This is a genomic window from Brachyspira hampsonii, assembly GCF_002214805.1.
GTDB lineage: Bacteria > Spirochaetota > Brachyspiria > Brachyspirales > Brachyspiraceae > Brachyspira > Brachyspira hampsonii.
The window spans coordinates 227,295-246,305 of the sequence record NZ_CP019914.1 but is presented as its reverse complement, the minus strand read 5'-3'; the positions used below and the strand labels follow the sequence as shown (position 1 = coordinate 246,305).

13 protein-coding genes are annotated in these 19,011 nt (G+C 27.8%); 11 read left to right on the top strand and 2 right to left on the bottom strand.

The window, feature by feature from the left end:
* Window positions 1–17: 17 nt before the first annotated feature.
* From BHAMNSH16_RS14710 to BHAMNSH16_RS00890, 4 genes are all read left to right on the top strand, one after another.
* Window positions 18–1,475: a sugar phosphate nucleotidyltransferase gene (locus BHAMNSH16_RS14710; RefSeq protein ID WP_069732184.1), complete on the top strand. Its 1,458-nt coding sequence runs from the start codon at window positions 18–20 to the stop codon at window positions 1,473–1,475.
* Between the two features lie 24 nt (window positions 1,476–1,499).
* The gene (locus tag BHAMNSH16_RS00900) at window positions 1,500–2,624 is read left to right on the top strand and encodes an ethanolamine utilization protein EutH (protein ID WP_039955097.1); all 1,125 of its coding nucleotides are present in this window, start codon (window positions 1,500–1,502) and stop codon (window positions 2,622–2,624) included.
* Window positions 2,625–2,775: 151 nt separating this feature from the next.
* A complete protein-coding gene (locus tag BHAMNSH16_RS00895; RefSeq protein WP_069732185.1) occupies window positions 2,776–5,769 on the top strand; it encodes a YidC/Oxa1 family membrane protein insertase in 2,994 nt (997 codons plus the stop codon).
* A gap of 116 nt (window positions 5,770–5,885) precedes the next feature.
* The gene (locus tag BHAMNSH16_RS00890) at window positions 5,886–6,992 is read left to right on the top strand and encodes a SpoIID/LytB domain-containing protein (protein WP_206193864.1); all 1,107 of its coding nucleotides are present in this window, start codon (window positions 5,886–5,888) and stop codon (window positions 6,990–6,992) included.
* Between the two features lie 249 nt (window positions 6,993–7,241).
* Here the strand turns inward: BHAMNSH16_RS00890 and BHAMNSH16_RS00885 are convergent, their stop codons facing one another.
* A complete protein-coding gene (locus BHAMNSH16_RS00885) occupies window positions 7,242–9,074 on the bottom strand; it encodes a methyl-accepting chemotaxis protein (RefSeq protein ID WP_069732186.1) in 1,833 nt (610 codons plus the stop codon).
* A 240-nt stretch (window positions 9,075–9,314) separates the two neighbouring features.
* Here BHAMNSH16_RS00885 and BHAMNSH16_RS00880 point away from each other — a divergent pair, with 240 nt between their 5' ends.
* The 4 genes from BHAMNSH16_RS00880 (at window position 9,315) to epsC (ending at window position 14,237) form a co-directional block, all read left to right on the top strand.
* Window positions 9,315–10,937, top strand: a complete 1,623-nt coding sequence (locus BHAMNSH16_RS00880) for a peptide ABC transporter substrate-binding protein (RefSeq protein ID WP_008727340.1) — start codon at window positions 9,315–9,317, stop codon at window positions 10,935–10,937.
* A gap of 120 nt (window positions 10,938–11,057) precedes the next feature.
* Window positions 11,058–12,497, top strand: a complete 1,440-nt coding sequence (locus tag BHAMNSH16_RS00875; RefSeq protein WP_008727338.1) for an aminoacyl-histidine dipeptidase — start codon at window positions 11,058–11,060, stop codon at window positions 12,495–12,497.
* 84 nt (window positions 12,498–12,581) lie between these two features.
* Window positions 12,582–13,496: a PLP-dependent cysteine synthase family protein gene (locus BHAMNSH16_RS00870; protein WP_008727335.1), complete on the top strand. Its 915-nt coding sequence runs from the start codon at window positions 12,582–12,584 to the stop codon at window positions 13,494–13,496.
* A 12-nt stretch (window positions 13,497–13,508) separates the two neighbouring features.
* Window positions 13,509–14,237 carry a serine O-acetyltransferase EpsC gene (gene epsC / locus BHAMNSH16_RS00865; RefSeq protein ID WP_069732187.1) on the top strand — a complete coding sequence of 243 codons (729 nt, stop codon included), beginning with the start codon at window positions 13,509–13,511 and terminating at the stop codon, window positions 14,235–14,237.
* A 129-nt stretch (window positions 14,238–14,366) separates the two neighbouring features.
* On the opposite strand, the gene BHAMNSH16_RS00860 is transcribed toward epsC, so the two are convergent.
* On the bottom strand, window positions 14,367–14,972 hold the full coding sequence (locus tag BHAMNSH16_RS00860; protein ID WP_241033630.1) for a hypothetical protein: 606 nt from the start codon (window positions 14,970–14,972) through the stop codon (window positions 14,367–14,369).
* A 223-nt stretch (window positions 14,973–15,195) separates the two neighbouring features.
* Between BHAMNSH16_RS00860 and BHAMNSH16_RS00855 the strand changes: the two genes are divergently transcribed.
* The 3 genes from BHAMNSH16_RS00855 to BHAMNSH16_RS00845 all read left to right on the top strand — a co-directional run bounded on the left by BHAMNSH16_RS00855 (window position 15,196) and on the right by BHAMNSH16_RS00845 (window position 18,765).
* On the top strand, window positions 15,196–16,542 hold the full coding sequence (locus tag BHAMNSH16_RS00855) for a sialidase family protein (RefSeq protein WP_008727017.1): 1,347 nt from the start codon (window positions 15,196–15,198) through the stop codon (window positions 16,540–16,542).
* A 150-nt stretch (window positions 16,543–16,692) separates the two neighbouring features.
* Window positions 16,693–17,715, top strand: a complete 1,023-nt coding sequence (locus tag BHAMNSH16_RS00850; RefSeq protein ID WP_008727019.1) for a sugar kinase — start codon at window positions 16,693–16,695, stop codon at window positions 17,713–17,715.
* A 93-nt stretch (window positions 17,716–17,808) separates the two neighbouring features.
* Window positions 17,809–18,765 (top strand): ROK family protein, encoded by a 957-nt coding sequence (locus BHAMNSH16_RS00845; protein ID WP_008727020.1) that lies wholly within the window; start codon window positions 17,809–17,811, stop codon window positions 18,763–18,765.
* The last annotated feature ends 246 nt before the right edge of the window (window positions 18,766–19,011 follow it).

Genomic DNA, 19,011 nt, shown 5'->3' with positions numbered 1-19,011 from the left:
TAAGGAGTGTTATTTTTATGAAAGCTATAATACTTGCAGCTGGAAAAGGTACTAGACTTCTTCCTATGACTTTAGTTAAACCAAAACCATTACTTGAGATACATGGAAAAACTATATTAGAAAATGCTATTGATATTTTGAGAGAAGGCGGAGTTGATGATATTACTGTTGTTACAGGTTATAAGCATGAATTATTTGATCCTTTGCAAAAAAAGTTAGGATTTAAAAAAGTTGTATCTTCAGATTTTGCATCTAAAAACAGCAGTGCATCATTAAAATTAGTTAAAGATGAAATAGCTAATGGTACTATAATAATGAATGGAGATTTATATATTAAAAAATCTTTTTTTGAATATATAAAACCTAATGAATGTCAATTTTTATCTCAGGAAATAAAAAATGTGATGGTGTGGGAATATGTTGTTGATGAAGAAAAGAAACTTATAAAGATTATTGAAGATGCAACTAGCGGAAGATACGGGGAAACAGGAATTGCTTATTTTGCAGGCGAATATGTTGATACTATAAAAGAAGAACTTGATAATTGTACAGATGATGAATATTGGGAATATGCTGTTTTCAGAGCATTAAATAGAATTGAGTTCTATATTAGTGAGGCAGAAGATATTGTAACAGAAGTAGATTCTTTTAAAGATGCAATTATGACTAATACTTTAACTTTTGAGGATATTGCTAAACAGTGTTCTGATAATGGAGAAGCTCTAAGATTAAAAGGATTAACTAATTATAATTATAAAATAACTTTTAATGGTGATAAAAAAGTAATAAGAATTCCGGGATTAGGTACAGAAAAGTTTATTGACAGACCAGCAGAAAAACATATTATGTCATTAGTTTCTGAAGAAATTGCTCCTAAAAGTATGTTCTTTGATTATGATATTAAAATAACTAATTATTTGGAAGGATATAAGGATTTAGAGTTTGATGATATAGATGAAAAGTTTTTATCTCTTTTTATGAAAAGACTAGAACAATTGCATCAGATTAAATTAAAAGACAATCCTGGATTTGTTCCTCTGTTTATGCATAATAAAATTCTAAAATATGAAGAATTAGTTCCTATTAGTTTGGTAACAGAAAAAGAAAGAGAGTTTATTCATAATTCTGCTAAGGAACTAGATAAAGATGAAAAGGTTTTATGTCATTTAGATTTATTATTTGGAAATATTTTGTATAATGGCAGCGATGTTAAGATAATAGATTTTGAATATTCTGGTTTTACTTCTAATTATTTGGATATAGCTAGTTTTGTATGCGAGTCTGATATAGATGATGAAAGAAGGGCTAAATTACTAAAATCTTATAATGGTTTAGATGATTTAAGAGTAAGAAAGGCTCAGATTATACATAATTATATATGGTCATTATGGGGTATTATGAATAAGTCTTATGAGTATATGAGATATCATATTGCTGGTCTTCATAAAAATTTGTCATATTTTAATTTGAATTAATATATTGATAGGCTATATAATCACATGAGTATAAATGAGATAATTTTGTATATAATGATTTTGTTTATGGTTTTAGGAGCTATAGATAAAATCATTGGCAATAAATTTGGTCTTGGTGAACAGTTTGAAGCGGGATTTAATGCTATGGGAGCTTTGGCTTTATCTATGATAGGCATTATATGTCTTGCTCCTGTAATAGCAGCATTATTAAAACCTATTATAGTTCCAATATATACGGCACTTGGAGCAGATCCGGCTATGTTTGCTACAACAATACTTGCTAATGATATGGGAGGTGCTCCTTTAGCATTAGAGTTTGCTCAAGATGTAAATGCAGGAAAGTTTTCAGCTTTTATAGTTGGGGCTATGATGGGACCTACTATAGTTTTTAGTATTCCTGTTGCTATTGGTATTATCAATAAAGAAGATCATAAGTATTTGGCTTTGGGTATAGCTTCTGGTATGATTACTATACCTATAGGAGCCTTTTTCGGAGGACTTGCGGCAGGGTATGGTATAATATTCTTAATAAAAAATCTTATACCAATAATTATAGTGTCAATACTTCTCACTTTAGGATTAATATTTATAAGAGATATTTTGATAAAAGTATTTGATATATTTTCTAAATTTCTAGTTATATTAATTACTATAGGTTTAGTATTTGCCGTTATAGAAGTTCTTACTGGTATTCAAATAATAAAATTTACTATTGATAATCAAACAATCACAATGTCTCCTATATCAGATGCTGTTACCACAGTTGCAAGCATAGCATTTGTATTGGCAGGAGCTTTTCCGCTTGTATTTGTACTTACTAAAGCAGCTTCAAAGCCTTTGGAGTCTATAGGCAAAAAATTAGGCATGAATGATGTAGGAGCTGCAGGCTTAGTTGCAACTTTAGCAAATAATATACCTATGTTTAATATAATGAAAGATATGAATAATCAAGGAAAAATTATTAATTGTGCATTTGCTGTTAGTGCGGCATTTACATTTGGAGACCATTTAGGATTTACAGCTGGTTATGCAGGCGGAGAGTATAAAAGTATGATATTTCCTATGATAGTTGCTAAACTCATTGGCGGTGTAACAGCCATAATTGCAGCTTACTTTGTATCTAAAATAGCATTAAAAAATGATAATTGATTTATTTACTTTTGGTATAAAATACAATATAATTAATGTAGAGGAAATATATGATTAACAGTCAACAGTATAGATTTTACTTTTTATATAAATCAGTTTTTTATAAAAAAAATCATAAACTCGAAGAAAATTATTTCTTGGGGGTTTTGTGATGTTTTTTGATATACTTTATAATATTTTCATTTATCCAATAGAATTAATTATAGAAATATTATTTTATCTATTTAATACAGTATTTCAATCAGGTTATGGAATAAGTTTATTTTTTCTAAGTTTATGTATAAATTTTTTATCACTTCCTTTATATAACATAGCAGAATCTTGGCAGGCTAAAGAGAGAGCTATTCAGGATAAGATGAAGCCTATGATTGATAATATTAAAGCTGTATATAAAGGAGATCAAAGATATTTACTTATAAGAGCTTGTCAAAGGATAAATGGATATAAAACAATATATGCTTTTCTCGGTACTTTAGGACTATTAATACAGATACCGTTTTTTATTGCAGCGTATAATTTTGTACATAGTATATCAGGTTTAAATGGACAGAGTTTTTTATTTATTAAAGATTTAGCTAACCCAGATGCTTTGATTCATATTGGAAGTATTAGTATTAATTTACTTCCTTTTATAATGACTTTATTTAGTCTATTAGCGGGATTTGTTTATGCTAGGAAATTAAGATTTAAAGAAAGTTTACCGCTATATATAGTATCATTAATATTTTTAGTTTTATTATATACTTCCCCTTCAGGTCTTCTATTTTATTGGACTATTAATTGCTTATTCTCTTTAATAAAAAATATTGTAATAGAGTTTAAACTATATGAGGTATTTGTTAGAAATAAATATAAATTATTAAAAGCATATAATATATTGTTTATTGTAATTACAGTATTGTTTATATTATTAATGTCTTTTGCCAATATAGAAAGAAAAGGATATCTATCAGATTTTGAATTTATAAATGATAGAGATGGATATTTTTATAGTGCCAGAGTAAAATATTATAGCAAGGTTTTTATTACAAGTGATATATTTTCCTTTATTGGTGATAAAGATAAATTAGATAATAATGTAGTTAGTATAGAATATAGCGGTGATAGTACAATAACATCTACTTTAATTTTAAAAGATAAAATTGAAAATATAAAAGATGATATTATTATATATTATAGATTATCTCCTAGAAGTTATTCTATTAATATATATTTATTTTTAATTTTTATTACTTTTATTGTGCATTTATCTAATATATATAAATTTATATTTGATAAAGATTATTTAATAAAATCTTTTGAAAAAAACAGATTCAAATTGATGATAACTTCTTGTTTAACAATTACTATATTATCAGGACTTTTTATATTGTCATCTCTTATATCTAATTCTCCTCAGGAATTTTCATCTCCATTTTATTTAATTATAAACAATTTTTCTATGAGCATTGGGATTTTTTTATTTTATCCTATATGCATTTATACTTTATTTTCAGAAAAAATTAAAAATTATATTGTTTTATTATCTTTATTTTTTGTTATGTTTGTACTTATAAATACATTCATAATGACAGGAAATTATATTAATATAAATAATGAATTTTTATTTGACAATGCTGATTTATTAAAGTTTTCTTTTAAAGAATTATTATTGAATTTTTCATTAATAGTTATAGTAAGTTTAGTTATAGGTTTTATTTTAAAATCTAATAAAAGCATATTTTTAATTAATATAAATTATATTACATTGGCTGTATTACTTATTATTTCATTATTAGATATAACAAACATATCTAAATCTCATATAAAACTTAATAGTATTAAAAAAAATTCAAATGAACTATCAAATATTAAGATATTTAATTTATCTAAAACTGGAAATAATATAATAGTTTTGTTTATTGATAAAGCTGTAAATTATTATTGGTTAGATGCTTTGGAAAGATTTCCTGAATATAAAGAAAAACTAGACGGATTTACAATATATCCAAATACTGTTTCTTTTAGTCCCTCAACTATAACAACTGCTTCTTTATACGGAGGTTATGATTATTTACCTTTTGAATTAAGTACAAATGGAAGTAAGCTTTTAAGGGATAAACATAATGAGGCTATATTAACAATACCATTGTCATTAGAAAAGTATGGATATAAGTCTGTTTTATTAGAACCTACATATGCTAATTTTATAGATACGCCAGATTTGAGTATATTTGAAAATTACACTAATATTTCAGCTTATTTGTCAGATTCTATTCAAAATTATAGTTTGAATATTTATTTTGGAGGAACAAATATTAATTTTGAAAAGACTTTAGAAATAGATCAAAAAAATAAATCTATAAGATTTTCATTATTTAGAATGATGCCTATAAATTTAAGGTATAATTTTTATAATAATACAGGGTGGTTTCTAGCTAGTTCTTCTTTTTTTAGATTTAATTCCAGTATAAGACATTATTCTATTTTGTATTCTATAACCAATTTTATGAATATCACAGAAAACGGCAATTATTATAATATGATATATAACTTAAGTACACATGAACCTTATTATTTTGCTTCTGATTTTTTACCGCATACGATTTTGGAGGATGTTGATAGTAAGGATTTAGAAATATACGGTAATGAAATTAGTGTAAGATTTTTTTATGTTAATATTGCAGCTATTAACTCTTTAATAAAGATTATAGAATATTTAAAAAATAATAATATTTATGATAATACTAAGATAATAGTAGTTTCAGATCATGGAAGCGGGGGATATAATAATTATTTTAATTCAAATAATTTATCTTTCGTAACTAGTATAAATCCTTTATTAATGTTTAAAGATTTTAATAGTAAAGGAAATATAAAAATTGATACTAATTTTATGACTGTAGCTGATACACCGTATTTGGTAACTAAGCATCTTGATAATGCAGTCAATCCATTTAATAATAAAATAATAACAAATGATTATAAAAAGAATGGAGTCAATATAGTAAGTATTGATTCCTGGCAGGTTGATAGACAATTAAGTAATTCATATAACTTTAAATATTATTATAATGTAAAAGATAATATATTTGATATAAATAATTGGAAAAAGTTCCAAATTGATTGGAATACAAAAGAATCAAAAGAAATAGAATTAAAATAAATAAAGCAAGTTATTAAACAGCCGATAATTTTAGCGAATAATTTTATATACAGCAAGGAGGCGTTAAAATTATGGGAGTCAAAAAGTATTTCTTTTTATTGCTAGCATTATTAGCGATGAATAGTATATATGCATTTGCAAATCAAAATATTATTAGAGTGCAATTAACAGATGTAAAAGCTCCATATACTATTAATATCAAAGGTCCTTATAAGGCATACAATTACAAATATGAAAGTGAAATTATATCAGCTTTGACTAATGAAACTGTGATGGTTGTAGAAAACAGATTAGGTTTAAAAGTTAATGAGGTTGGCGTTTATAAAGAGGGAATAGTATTTGAAACACAGGACGGATTTACATTGAATGGAAAAGAATATTATGGTTCTTTAATGTTTATTCCGTATAATGATACTATGATAGTGGTTAATGAGCTTAATATTGAAGACTATGTTAAAGGGGTTTTACCTCATGAGATGTCTCCAGATTGGCCTATGGAAGCATTAAAAGCTCAGGCAGTTGCCGCAAGAACTTATGCAATGTATCATATATTAAAAAATGCTAATAAACTTCCTTTTGATGTTGATAATACTACAAAATATCAAGTTTATAATGGTAAAGAAAAAATGAATTGGTCTGTTGAACAAGCAGTTGACAGAACAAGATATGAGATAGCTGTTTATAAAGGAAAAGTTATAGCTACATACTTTAGTGCTTTATGCGGCGGACATACTGACAGTGCTGAAAATGTATTCGGTGTTGCTGTACCTTATTTGGGAGGTGTTTCTTGTCCTTACTGCAATGCTCAGATTAAACCTTGGACTAATGCTTTAAGCTACAATGAACTTAATAATGATTTAGCTAATTATTCTGTACATGCAAATGAAAAATCTTCTATTGGCATTAGTACTGATCCTAAATCCGGAAAAGCTACTAATATAAAAATAGATGACAGTGATATTACTTCAAGAGATTTCAGAACTACACTTTCTCCTAAATTGGTACCATCACTTAATTTTACTATTAAAAAAGTTGATAACGGTATAATAATCACTGGTAAAGGAAGCGGACATGGTGTAGGTATGTGTCAATGGGGTGCTTACGGTATGGCTCAGGTTAAAAAAGATTATAAAGAGATTTTAAAATTCTATTATAACGGTATTGATATTGTTGATTATAATAGGGTTAATAAACAGTTTGAACCTGATGTTTGGGGAAAATAAAACTTTATAACTATATAAAATTAAAAAGGCTTGCATTAATTAATTTTAATTCAAGCCTTTTTTAATTTTGTATAATTTATTGAGTTCCAATTCATACTTTTAAATGTATAGAAAACTTTTCCATAATTAAATTTAGTAATCAAACCTAACTTAAAACTATAAAATATATTTAATGATACTTTAAAACCACTTAATTATTTCTTAATAGTTATATATAAATATTAAAATTATTATATATAACTATTTATTTTAATTAAAATTGAAATAAGAAACTTGCTCTACTATATTATTTGACTTATTAAGTACATCTTTACTTGCATTTGCTCCGTCATTTGCTATTTTAGAAGTAACCTGAGTTATTTTATTAATTTCTATAACAGCAGTATTGATTTGAGAAAGACTGTTTTCTTCTTCTATAATAGCACTTGATATTTCTGTCAGTAATGTAAGAACATCATTAACAGATGATTCTATTTGATTTAGTAGGTATGATGAAGCCTGTACGGATGCACTGCCATTTTTTATTTTTTCAACAGTTTCATTAGCTATTGCGGTTATATCTTTAGCAGCATTTCCTACATTAATAGCAAGGTTTCTAACTTCACTTGCCACAACAGCAAATCCTTTTCCTTGGTCTCCTGCTCTGGCAGCCTCAACAGATGCATTCAAAGCTAATATATTAGTTTGGAAAGCTATTGATTCTATTATTTTTGTAATATCTGATATTTTTTTACTAGATTCAGATATTAGAGTCATATTTTCTGATGTTGAATTTATAGCATTAACACCATTTCTTGTGGCATTTGATACTTTTTCACTCATGTTTTTTGCATTTCCAGCATTTTCAGCAGTGTCTTTTAGTGATGAAAATACAAATTCTATAGATCTTGTTAACTCTTCTAAAGAGCTTGCCTGTGATACAGATCTATCAGATAAGTCTATATTTCCGTTTGTAATAATATTAACAGAATCGTTAATTCCATTTATATTATCTTTCATGCTATAAATAATATCCCCAAGTTTATTTTGCATATCATTAAGTGCTCTTATTACATCTCCGGTTTGATCTTTTTTATTCAATTCTTTTTCATCAAAATTGGTATTAAAATTACCTTTAGACATAGATTTTATTATTGAAATAGTATTGTCTAATGTATTTGATATAGGTTTTGCTATAACTATGACTAATACTGCCTCTATGGCGGATAGTAATATAAATACAGATATTATAAGTATAAGTAATTTTAATAATGATAAATTTAATTCTTTATTTTCTATATTTAGAATTATATTCCAATTAGTGTTTCTTATTTTTGAAGATATGTATGATGATTTTTTATCTATCCATGCATAATTATTGTTGTTAAGAATATCATTTTTATGAGAAGATATATCTTTATTATTAAATATATTTTCTTTTAATATATTATTTTCATTTTCGTTATATATATACAATCCATCTTTATCGATAATATTTAAATTATAGCCGTATTTTTTTGATGTTTCTAATGCAGAAGATATAATTTTAGAAAAATCAACATCTATTCCTACAATACCGTAAAGCCTTCCATCCACATATATAGTTTTTGAAAAAGTTACTACAATAGATTTTGTAACAATATCTACATAAGGTTCTGATATTACTATTTCCTTTGAAGCTATAGCATTTTTATACCATTCTCTTGATGTTTGATCATAGTCGCTTGGTAATGTACCAGCTGTATTTAATACTGTTCCTCCGTCTTTATACGGTATAGTATCAGCATAAAATATATTTACCAAATTAGGTTCATTTTTTATGATATTTTTGAATATATTTAATAAGTTATCTCTGTTTGTTTCTTTTTCTAAATAAGAACAGAATATATTTATTTTGCCGTATAAATAAGAAATATTATTTTCTATTTGAGATGAAATATCAGATGCATTATATTTATTTGAATTGATAAATCTTATTTTATACTGAGGAAAATATAAAATGTATATAGCAGTACAAATTATAAATAAAGCAGCCATATATGGTATTAAAAATTTAAATATCAAACTATTATTTCTAATACTTATTTTATTATTAGCCAACATGAATACAACCTCTCTATAATTAAATTAAAAACGAATAAAATAACTTTTTTAAACTATACTAATATACTTTAATATACAAAAATAGTAAATAGTATATACAAAAATATCATTTAATTATTAATAATTAAGCGACATTTTAAATTATTAATTTAAAATGTTTATTATTTTTAATAATGTATCATTGACTGAAATTTTATGCTATGATAAAATATATAAACTATTTTTTTTGGAGATTTATTAATGATTAAACTGTTAAAATATGCAATTTTTTCTATGTCTATATTTATATTTTCTATTTCTTGCGGCGGCGGAAGTTCTAAATATGAGGAAGGAGTATTGAGACTCAATGTAGGACCAGAGCCTCAAACAATAGATCCAACATTGAATTCAGCTATAGACGGAAGTATGTATATAATTCATGCTTTTGAAGGGCTTGCTAATAAGGATAAAGACGGTAGGATAGTAGGAGGAGTTGCTGAAAGCTGGGATATTAGCGATAACGGAACCAAATATGTATTTCATATTAGAAGTAATGCTAAATGGTCAGATGGAAAGCCTGTAACAGCATATGATTTTGTTTACAGTTGGAGAAGAGCAACAGATCCAAAAACAGCTGCTAATTATAGTTATCAGATGGAGCCTTTAAAAAATGCTAAAAAGATTACAGCAGGAGAAATGCCTGTAGATTCATTGGGAGTTAAAGCTTTAGATGATAATACTTTAGAAGTAACATTGGAAGCACCTACTCCATATTTTGATCAGCTTATGGCTTATCCTGTTTATTTCCCTTTAAGAGAGGATATTATAGAGGCTAATCCGGATACTTGGACTATGAATCCTGAAACTTATATAGGAAATGGTCCTTTTAAAATGACTGAAAGATCTATTGATGACAGAATAGTTATGGAAGTTAATACTAATTATTGGAATGTTTCAGCTATAGTGCCTAAAAAGTTAGTATTTGTTCTAATGGATAATGGAACTTCAGTAGTAGCCGGCATTAAAGAAGGTTCTATATATTTCTCTGACAGAGTTCCTACTCAGGATATGGATGCTTTAAAAGAGGAAGGATATTTACAAATAAAACCATATTTAGCTGTTTATTATTATAGTTTGAATAATACCAATGATGTTTTAAAAGATGTAAGAGTTCGTAAAGCATTATCTTTGGCTATAGATAGAAATTACATAGTAGAGCAGGTTACAAGGGGAGGACAGATACCGGCGGCAGCACTTGTACCAGGCTTGATATCAGATGTTAATGGAAGTTTTAGAACTAACGGCGGCGATTATTACAGTGTAAAAGCAGAAGATTATACAAAAAATGTAGAAGAAGCTAAAAAATTATTGGCAGAAGCAGGATATCCTGATGGTCAGGGATTTCCGGTATTAGATTTTAAGACTAATCCCGGAGAACATACTTCTATATTTGAAGCTGTTCAGCAGATGTGGAAAAATAATTTAGGAATAGACAGTACAATATCAAGCGAAGAATGGGCAGTATTTCAGCAAACTCGTTTGGATAAATCTTATGTAGTTGCTAGAAATGCTTGGGTTGGAGATTATGATGATCCTATGACATTTTTAGGTATGTTCTTAAGTCATAGTGCTCAAAATGTAGAAGGTTATAATAATCCTCAGTATGATGCATTATTAGCTCAGGCTTCTTCTACAGGTGATAATAATGTAAGAATGCCTATACTTCATAAAGCAGAAGATTTATTTATGTCGGAAATGCCTATTATACCTTTATATTTCTATACTCTACCTGTACTTGTTAATCCTAATTTGAAAGATGTACAGTATGATGTTTTAGGCAAGCATAAATTTTTCTATGCTTATTTAGAAAATAATAAAAATTAAAAATTTATTATATTATTTTATTTATAAAACAAGGGAGAACAAATCCCTTGTTTTTTATTGTATATTATATATAGATTAATATCTGAATTTTGTTATTTAGTAGTTTTGGAGGAAGTTTATATGTTTTTAAATAATTTTGATAATCTTGATTCTAAAGAAGTTTTCAAATGGTTTGCTGAAATAAGTAAAATACCAAGAAGATCTAAACATGAAAAGCAGATAAGTGATTTTTTAGTGCAATTTGCTAAAGACAGAAATTTAGAAGTATATCAGAGTAAAGAAAATAATGTAATAATTAAAAAAGAAGCATCAAAAGGATATGAAAATATAGCACCTGTTATTATACAGGGACATATGGATATGGTTTGCGAAAAGACTAATGAATCTAAACATGATTTTGATAAAGATCCATTAGAATTAATAGCAGAAGGAGATGTTTTAAGAGCAAATGACACTACTTTGGGAGCAGATGACGGCATTGCTGTTGCTTATGGTTTAGCATTGCTTGATTCTAAAGATATACCTCATCCTGCTTTAGAAGTTCTAATTACATCTGATGAAGAAGATGGTATGTCTGGTGCATTTTCTGTTACTGATGAGCATTTAAATGGCAAAACACTTATTAATTTAGATTCTGAGGTTGAAGGTGTACTTTGGGTAAGCAGTGCAGGCGGTATTAATGCTGTATCCGAATTTAATATAGAGAAAGAGGCAAATAATAATCCGGCATTAAAGATAGAGGTTACAGGACTTAAAGGGGGGCATTCAGGTATGGAGATTGATAAACAAAGAGCCAATGCTGTAAAAATATTAGGAAGAGTTTTGTATTCTGTGAAAGATTATATAAATATTGCGTATATAGAGGGCGGTTCTGTTCATAATGCTATAGCTAAAAATGCTTATGCTGTTATTACTGCTGAAGATACGGATAAAGTAAAAAATATTATAGAGGAGCTTTCTGAAAATATAAAGTTTGAATATAGAATTGCTGATCCTAATATGCAGATACTTGTTTCAAATACTGAAAATGTACAAGAATGTTATAAAAAAGAATTAACTAATAATGTTATAAATTTTATGATGCTCTCTCCTGACGGAGTTCTTTATATGAGTAAAGATATAGAAGGCTTAGTGCAGACAAGTGCTAATAATGGGGTTCTTAAAGAAAAAAATAATAAATTGACATTTAATATATTTATTAGAAGTTCAGTAGAAAGCTCATCAGATGAAATAGTGTTAAGAGTTAAGGCTTTATCTTCGATGACAAATTCTAATTTTATAGATCAAGATGGATATGCTGCTTGGGAGTATGATCCTAATTCAAAAGTAAGAGATATAGCTGTAAAAGCATATAAAACAATTACAGGTAAAGATGCTGCTGTATCTTCTGTACATGTTGGTTTGGAATGCGGTATATTAAAGAAAGCATTAAAAGATGTTGATGTTATTAGTATGGGACCTAATATTTATAATGTTCATACTCCTAGAGAATATTTAAGCATATCTTCAGTTGATACAATATGGAAAGTTTTGAAAGAAATTATTAAAAATATTAAATGATTAATTTGATATTATAGTGTATTGTTTTTATTAATACATTAGTATATACTAATACACATTCTAATATTATTAAGGAGCATTAATATGATTTATAATAATATACTTGATTTAATAGGAAATACTCCAATAGTAAGGTTAAAAAATATTGAATCAAAGTTCAATTTAGACAGTAATATAGAATTGTATGGAAAAGTAGAGAAGGTTAATCCGGCAGGATCAATAAAAGATAGAGCAGTAAAACAAATATTAATAGACCTAATTGAAGAAGGTAAGCTGAAAGAAGGTTCTACTATAATAGAGCCTACTTCAGGCAACACTGGTATTGCTATGGCTGCTATTGGAAGATATTTAAAACTTAATGTTATAATAGTTATGCCTTCATCAATGTCTGAAGAGAGAAGAAAATTAATAAGAGATTACGGTGCAAAATTAGAATTGGTTGATGGCGGAATGAATGTTGCAGTTGAAAGAGCAGAATATTTAAATAAAAAAATTGCTGATTCTATTATACCGGGTCAATTTACTAATAAATCTAATGTTATGGCTCATTATCTTACAACCGCACCTGAAATATTTAAAGATATTGATGATGTAAATTATATATTTGCTGGAATTGGAACAGGCGGTACTGCTACAGGAATAGGAAAATATATAAAAGACAATAATAAGAATGCAAAAGTTATTGGAGTAGAGCCTGAATCTTCGCCTCTTTTAACTAAAGGGCATGCTGCTCCTCATAAAATACAGGGTATAGGTCCTAATTTTATACCTGAAATTCTAGATTTAAATGTTATATCAAAAATAATAGATGTTTCTAATGATAATGCTATAAATACAGCGAGAGAATTATCTGTAAATGAAGGTTTATTTGTAGGAATATCTTCTGGGGCTAGTGTTTATGCTGCAATAGATTTTTCTAAACAAATTTCCGGTAATGATAAAAAAATAAAAATGCTTTGTATATTGCCTGATACAGGTGAAAGATATTCTTGGAATTAATGGTGTTTTTTTATGAAATTGAAGACTTTTAATGAATTGCCTAATCAAAAAGATATTAAGGATATAGTTAAACTTATAAGGGATTATGTGTTTCCTAATTTTTTTAGAGAAAGTCCAAATAGAGATATTGTCAAAAAAAGTATAGCTAAACTTTATATGAAAATAGTTACTAATGATTCTTCTTTATTAGATTTTATAGAACAGCTTGATGATATTGTTGAAAGTTTAGAACATGATTTGGATTTTTTTTATCAGTCAGATCCTGCTTCAAAATCTTATGATGAAATAATATTCACATATCCCGGATTCAGAGCTATATTTCATTATAGAATAGCACATATATTTTATCAACAAAAGGAATATTTAATAGCTAGAACTATATCTGAATTTGCTCATTCAAAAACAGGTATAGATATTCATCCGGGAGCTAAAATAGGCGATTATTTCTTTATAGATCATGGTACAGGAATTGTTATAGGCGAAACTACCATTATTGGTAATCATGTAAAAATATATCAAGGTGTTACATTAGGAGCATTATCATTAACTAACGGCAGATCTTTGGAAGGTCAGAAAAGGCATCCTACAGTATGTGATTATGTTACAATATATGCTAATGCTTCAATATTTGGCGGTAATACTATTATAGGTGAAAATACCGTTATAGGTGCCAACTGTATAGTTTTAGAGTCTGTTGAAGAGAATAAAAAGATAACATTTAATAATAATATGTCAGTATAATTAATATATTTTGTGTAAAATAAAGCCTGCATTCAATTAGAATTCAGGCTTTTTTATTTACTATTAGAATTTAGGTCCGTATCTATATCCAAATTGTACACCAATATCTACATTACCAAATGTTTCATTTTATACAACATTTAAGTAGCTGCTTGTTTGAGCCCAATAATTTCCAAAGTCGTATCCTACATAAAATCCTAAATTAACTGCTGAATCTATACCGACAAAGAATAAATAATCAAATACAGCTCTAATATAAAGCCTTGCATATATATCATGTTTTATTTCTATATCACCTATTTCTGGTGTATAATATAAAGAATTTGGAGTTAATGTAATTTTGTATCCTACATTTAATCCTATAGAACAAGAATAAAAATCGAATTTAGGCATTATTCCAAAGTACAAATCATTGTCTATAAATTTGTATCTTACTGTATCATTATATTTAGAATATTTGGTTTCAGTATAGCTGTATCCTAATACCCCTAATAAACTAAATCCCATTTTTTCCTTTATTTGAAACATATATCCCAAATTTGCCTCAATACCTCCTTGAAAATTAACTTTACCCTTAGGATTGCCTTGAACTTCTACATTTTTATGAATAACAGTAATACCCATGCCTAATGGAATATTAACTATTGCTTCAAAACCTCCTTTTACTTGTGTAAATGTAGTTTTACATATCATTATAAATAATATAATCAATGTAAATATTCTTTTCTTTAACATATAAACTCCAATAAAATTTCTAATATTAACTATATAATGTTAATAATTTTTTAATTATAGTCAATAAAAAATTATTTTGAAAAAATATCTTTACTTTTTTGTTATATTTTGTTATATTTTAATTACTTATTTATGAAAAATAAATTATCTATTGTTGGAAAGGTATGTAGAAATGAAAGTCAAACGTTTTCTTTTGTTGATTTGTATAGTGATTGTGTTTTTAATGTTTGTTATAATTTCATGTTCTAAGAGATTAAATCCATTTAATCCTGTTAATAGCGGAAGTCATGAAAATGGTTCAGCAGTAGAAATAACACCTCCTATTAATATTCCTGATATCACAGAAGATGCTCCTGAATGGTTTTTAGATCCTGAAGAACAAATTGAACCTTTTATGGAGCAGACTATAATTTTTACAAGTGAGGTAAATAATAATAGTGAAAATAGTCCTAAACATATATATAGAATACCCGGAATAACAGTTTCAGAGAAAAATACAATAATAGCAGTTGCGGATTATAGGAAAGATAGTTATTCTGATGTTGGTGTTCTTAATTCAAAACCTATAGATATTGTTGTAAGAAGAAGTACAGATGGCGGTAAAAGTTGGGATCCTGAGATAATTATTCCTCCAATTGCAAATAATAATTTAGAATCTCATGGGGATTCACTATTTTTTTCATGTGCTAATGGTGATTTAGTAGTTTTATGTGTTGCAGGCGGAGGATATGCTCAAAATATAGGCGGTAAATCTAAAATTATGATATCAAGGAGTACAGATGATGGTATTACTTGGAGTGATTGGAAACTTGCTGAAGGAAATGTCAATAGTTTTGGACAGGGGCTATTGTCTGGTTATGACAGAGGATTTGCAGCTTCGGGTACTGGAGCAAGACTTGCTAATGGTACTTTGATGGGGGCTATGCTTATAAGAAAAGGAAGCAATAATAATACAAGAGCAGCTGCTGTTATAGTTTCTACTGATAATGGTAATACTTGGACAGTTAGAAGTATAGTTAAAAGAAAATCAGGTGCACAAGATGAACCTAAAGTTATTACTCAATTAAATGACAGAAGAATTTTATTATCAGTACGCTCAGGACAAAGAGGCAATAAAAGGGTATGGTTTAGATCTAAAGCTGATTTGGGGGCTGATTGGGAAGAATTTACACCTACTGGAAATTTTTATGATGCTAATTGTAATGCAGAAGGTATTTTATTTACTTCTGTCTTAGAGGGATATGATAAGAATAGGCTTATACATTTAGCATTGGATTCTAATACCGATAGAAGAAACCTAACTGCTTTTATAAGTTATGATGAAGGTCAGTCTTGGGAAAAACAAAGGGTTTTAAATTCTGGAAGAGCAGGATATGCAGCATTGGCTAGATTAAATGATGGTACAATAGTTACTCTTAGTGAGGAACAGGGCGGACAATCAAACTTGCCTCAAAATTCAGGTAATGATCTTTATAACATTGTATTTAGAAGATTTAATTTAAGATGGCTTACTAATCAGAAAGATTTTTATACTCCTCCTGATAAAACTGCTATAAGAAGAATATTATAATTTAATATCATATAAAAGCATCAAAAAAGAGAGGAATTTATTTCCTTTCTTTTTTTATTTATAGAATTTCATTGAAATAATTATAAATATAATGTACTATTATGTTAATTGAATTATGTTAATTATGTGATATATTCAAAGGATTTTTCTATGGCTTCAGTTGTTACTTTTGGAGAAATAATGTTAAGACTTTCTCCTCCTTCAAATTTAAGATTTCTACAGGCTAATTCTTATGATGCAAGATTCGGAGGAGGCGAGGCGAATGTTGCTTTTGCATTATCTAATTTCGGAGTTGATGCTTCATTTGTTACTAAACTCCCTAATAATGATATAGGTCAGGCATGCATCAATGAGTTAAGAAGATATGGTGTTGATGTATCTAATATAGCTTTTGGCGGAGATAGAATAGGTATATATTTTCTTGAAAAAGGTGCAAGTCAAAGAGGTTCTAAAGTTATATATGATAGGGCTAATTCTTCTATATCTAAGTGTACTAAAGAAGATTTTGATTGGGATAAAATTTTTGATGAAGCTAAATGGTTTCACCTTACGGGAATAACTCCTGCACTTGGCAAAAATGTTTCTGAAGTCTGTATTGAGGCTTGCAAAAAAGCTAAAGAAAAAAACATTGCAATTAGTTTAGATTTAAATTACAGAAAAAAATTATGGACATCAAAAGAAGCTAATGAAACTATGAGCAAATTAATGCCTTATATTGATATATGTATTGCCAATGAAGAAGATGCTGAAAAAGTATTTGGTATTAAAGCAAAGGACAGTAATATTATAGAGGGTAAATTATCTCATGAAGGCTATAAAGATGTAGCTAAAGAAATAGTAAATAGATTTAAAGTGAAAAAAGTGGGAATTGCTTTAAGAGGTTCCATTTCTGCAAGTGAAAATCTATGGTCTTGTATGCTTTATAATGGAGAAGAGTATTTCTTTTCAAAAGAATATTTAATAAAAATAGTTGATAGAGTAGGAGGCGGAGATAGTTTTTCTGCTGGGCTTATATATTCACTTTTAAATGGAAAAGATGACAGGGAAGCATTAGAATTTGCTGCGGCTGCAAGCTGTTTGAAGCATTCTATTGACGGTGATTTTAATATTGTAACTGTTGATGAGGTTATGACTGTTTATAATGGAGACGCTTCAGGACGAATACAGAGATAGTTAGAATTTATTTTTTATTCTTGACAATTTATATTCTTAATACTACAATTATATTATATATATGAAAAATAAATAAACTAGGAGTTTTAAATTATGAAAGAAGCAGTTATAGCTATAGATATTGGCGGAACATCTATGAAAGGTGCTGTTATAGAGGAAAACGGCAATATTTTATATAAAGATAATTTTGATGTAAATCCTAGTCATACAACAGAAGAGCATAAAAAAGTTATTACAGAATTTGTTGAGAAATTAAAAAGCAATATGCCTAATGATTATAAAGCAGTGGGTTTAGGAATAGACTGTCCGGGTGTTATGAATAGAGAAACACTTCATATGGGAGGAGCTGAAAATATACCGGGACTTAAAGGATTAAAATTTTCAGATATTGGAAATAAATTTAATATTCCTACAAAGACAGCTAATGATGCTAGTATGGCTGCTTTAGGAGAAGCAAAATATGGAAGCGGTAAAGAAAAGGATTATCAGTCTGTAATGTTTATTACGCTTGGAACGGGTGTTGGTGGCGGATTTGTACTTAACGGACAATTATTTACAGGTTCTTTGGGAGGTGCCGGAGAGATTGGGCATGTATTTGTAGTTCCTGACGGAGATAAATGTAATTGCGGTTCAAGCGGATGTATAGAAAGATATGCATCAGCCACCGGATTTATTGCTATGGCTAAGCAGAAAATTCATAAAGGTGTTATTCCTACAACTTTAACTTATGAAGAATTAGATAAAGGTAAGGCTAAAGCTTTATTTGATGCTGCCAAAAAAGGCGATGCACTTGCAAAAGAAACTATTGCTGAATGTTCTTATTATTTGGGTATGTCTATAGCTCAGGCTTTGAATATGCTTGATTTGGATTTGGTTCTTATAGGCGGCGGACTTTGTAAAGATTTTGATATGATGATAGAGCATATTAATAAAGGTGTTAGAAATTATGGGCTTAGAATGATGGTTAATAATGTTGAAATAAAACCTGCTTCTTTAGGAAATGATGCCGGAGTTTTAGGATGTGCCGCTTTATTTTTTAGAAATAATTAATATTTGTCATTGACTTTTTTTTATATTATGGTAATATACAGTAAGCCGATTATATTGGTAAACTTTTCCATAATAGCAAAATGTTCTTAATTATTTTATAATTTCTAAAAATATAGAATATAAAAAAGACATTGTTACTTATTTAGTAATCAAAGCATTATGATTTTTATACTGCTAATGTTTATATATGAAATTTATGGATAGGGTGCCTTAATCGGTACTCTATTTTTATTTTAAAGGATATGT

Bases quoted from the DNA above. Each gene is read 5' to 3' on its own strand.
- BHAMNSH16_RS14710 (WP_069732184.1), top strand. From the start codon at position 18: ATGAAAGCTATAATACTTGCAGCTGGAAAAGGTACTAGACTTCTTCCT.
- BHAMNSH16_RS00900 (WP_039955097.1), top strand. From the start codon at position 1,500: ATGAGTATAAATGAGATAATTTTGTATATAATGATTTTGTTTATGGTT.
- BHAMNSH16_RS00895 (WP_069732185.1), top strand. From the start codon at position 2,776: ATGTTTTTTGATATACTTTATAATATTTTCATTTATCCAATAGAATTA.
- BHAMNSH16_RS00890 (WP_206193864.1), top strand. From the start codon at position 5,886: ATGAATAGTATATATGCATTTGCAAATCAAAATATTATTAGAGTGCAA.
- BHAMNSH16_RS00885 (WP_069732186.1), bottom strand. From the start codon at position 9,074: ATGTTGGCTAATAATAAAATAAGTATTAGAAATAATAGTTTGATATTT.
- BHAMNSH16_RS00880 (WP_008727340.1), top strand. From the start codon at position 9,315: ATGATTAAACTGTTAAAATATGCAATTTTTTCTATGTCTATATTTATA.
- BHAMNSH16_RS00875 (WP_008727338.1), top strand. From the start codon at position 11,058: ATGTTTTTAAATAATTTTGATAATCTTGATTCTAAAGAAGTTTTCAAA.
- BHAMNSH16_RS00870 (WP_008727335.1), top strand. From the start codon at position 12,582: ATGATTTATAATAATATACTTGATTTAATAGGAAATACTCCAATAGTA.
- epsC (WP_069732187.1), top strand. From the start codon at position 13,509: ATGAAATTGAAGACTTTTAATGAATTGCCTAATCAAAAAGATATTAAG.
- BHAMNSH16_RS00860 (WP_241033630.1), bottom strand. From the start codon at position 14,972: ATGTTAAAGAAAAGAATATTTACATTGATTATATTATTTATAATGATA.
- BHAMNSH16_RS00855 (WP_008727017.1), top strand. From the start codon at position 15,196: ATGTTTGTTATAATTTCATGTTCTAAGAGATTAAATCCATTTAATCCT.
- BHAMNSH16_RS00850 (WP_008727019.1), top strand. From the start codon at position 16,693: ATGGCTTCAGTTGTTACTTTTGGAGAAATAATGTTAAGACTTTCTCCT.
- BHAMNSH16_RS00845 (WP_008727020.1), top strand. From the start codon at position 17,809: ATGAAAGAAGCAGTTATAGCTATAGATATTGGCGGAACATCTATGAAA.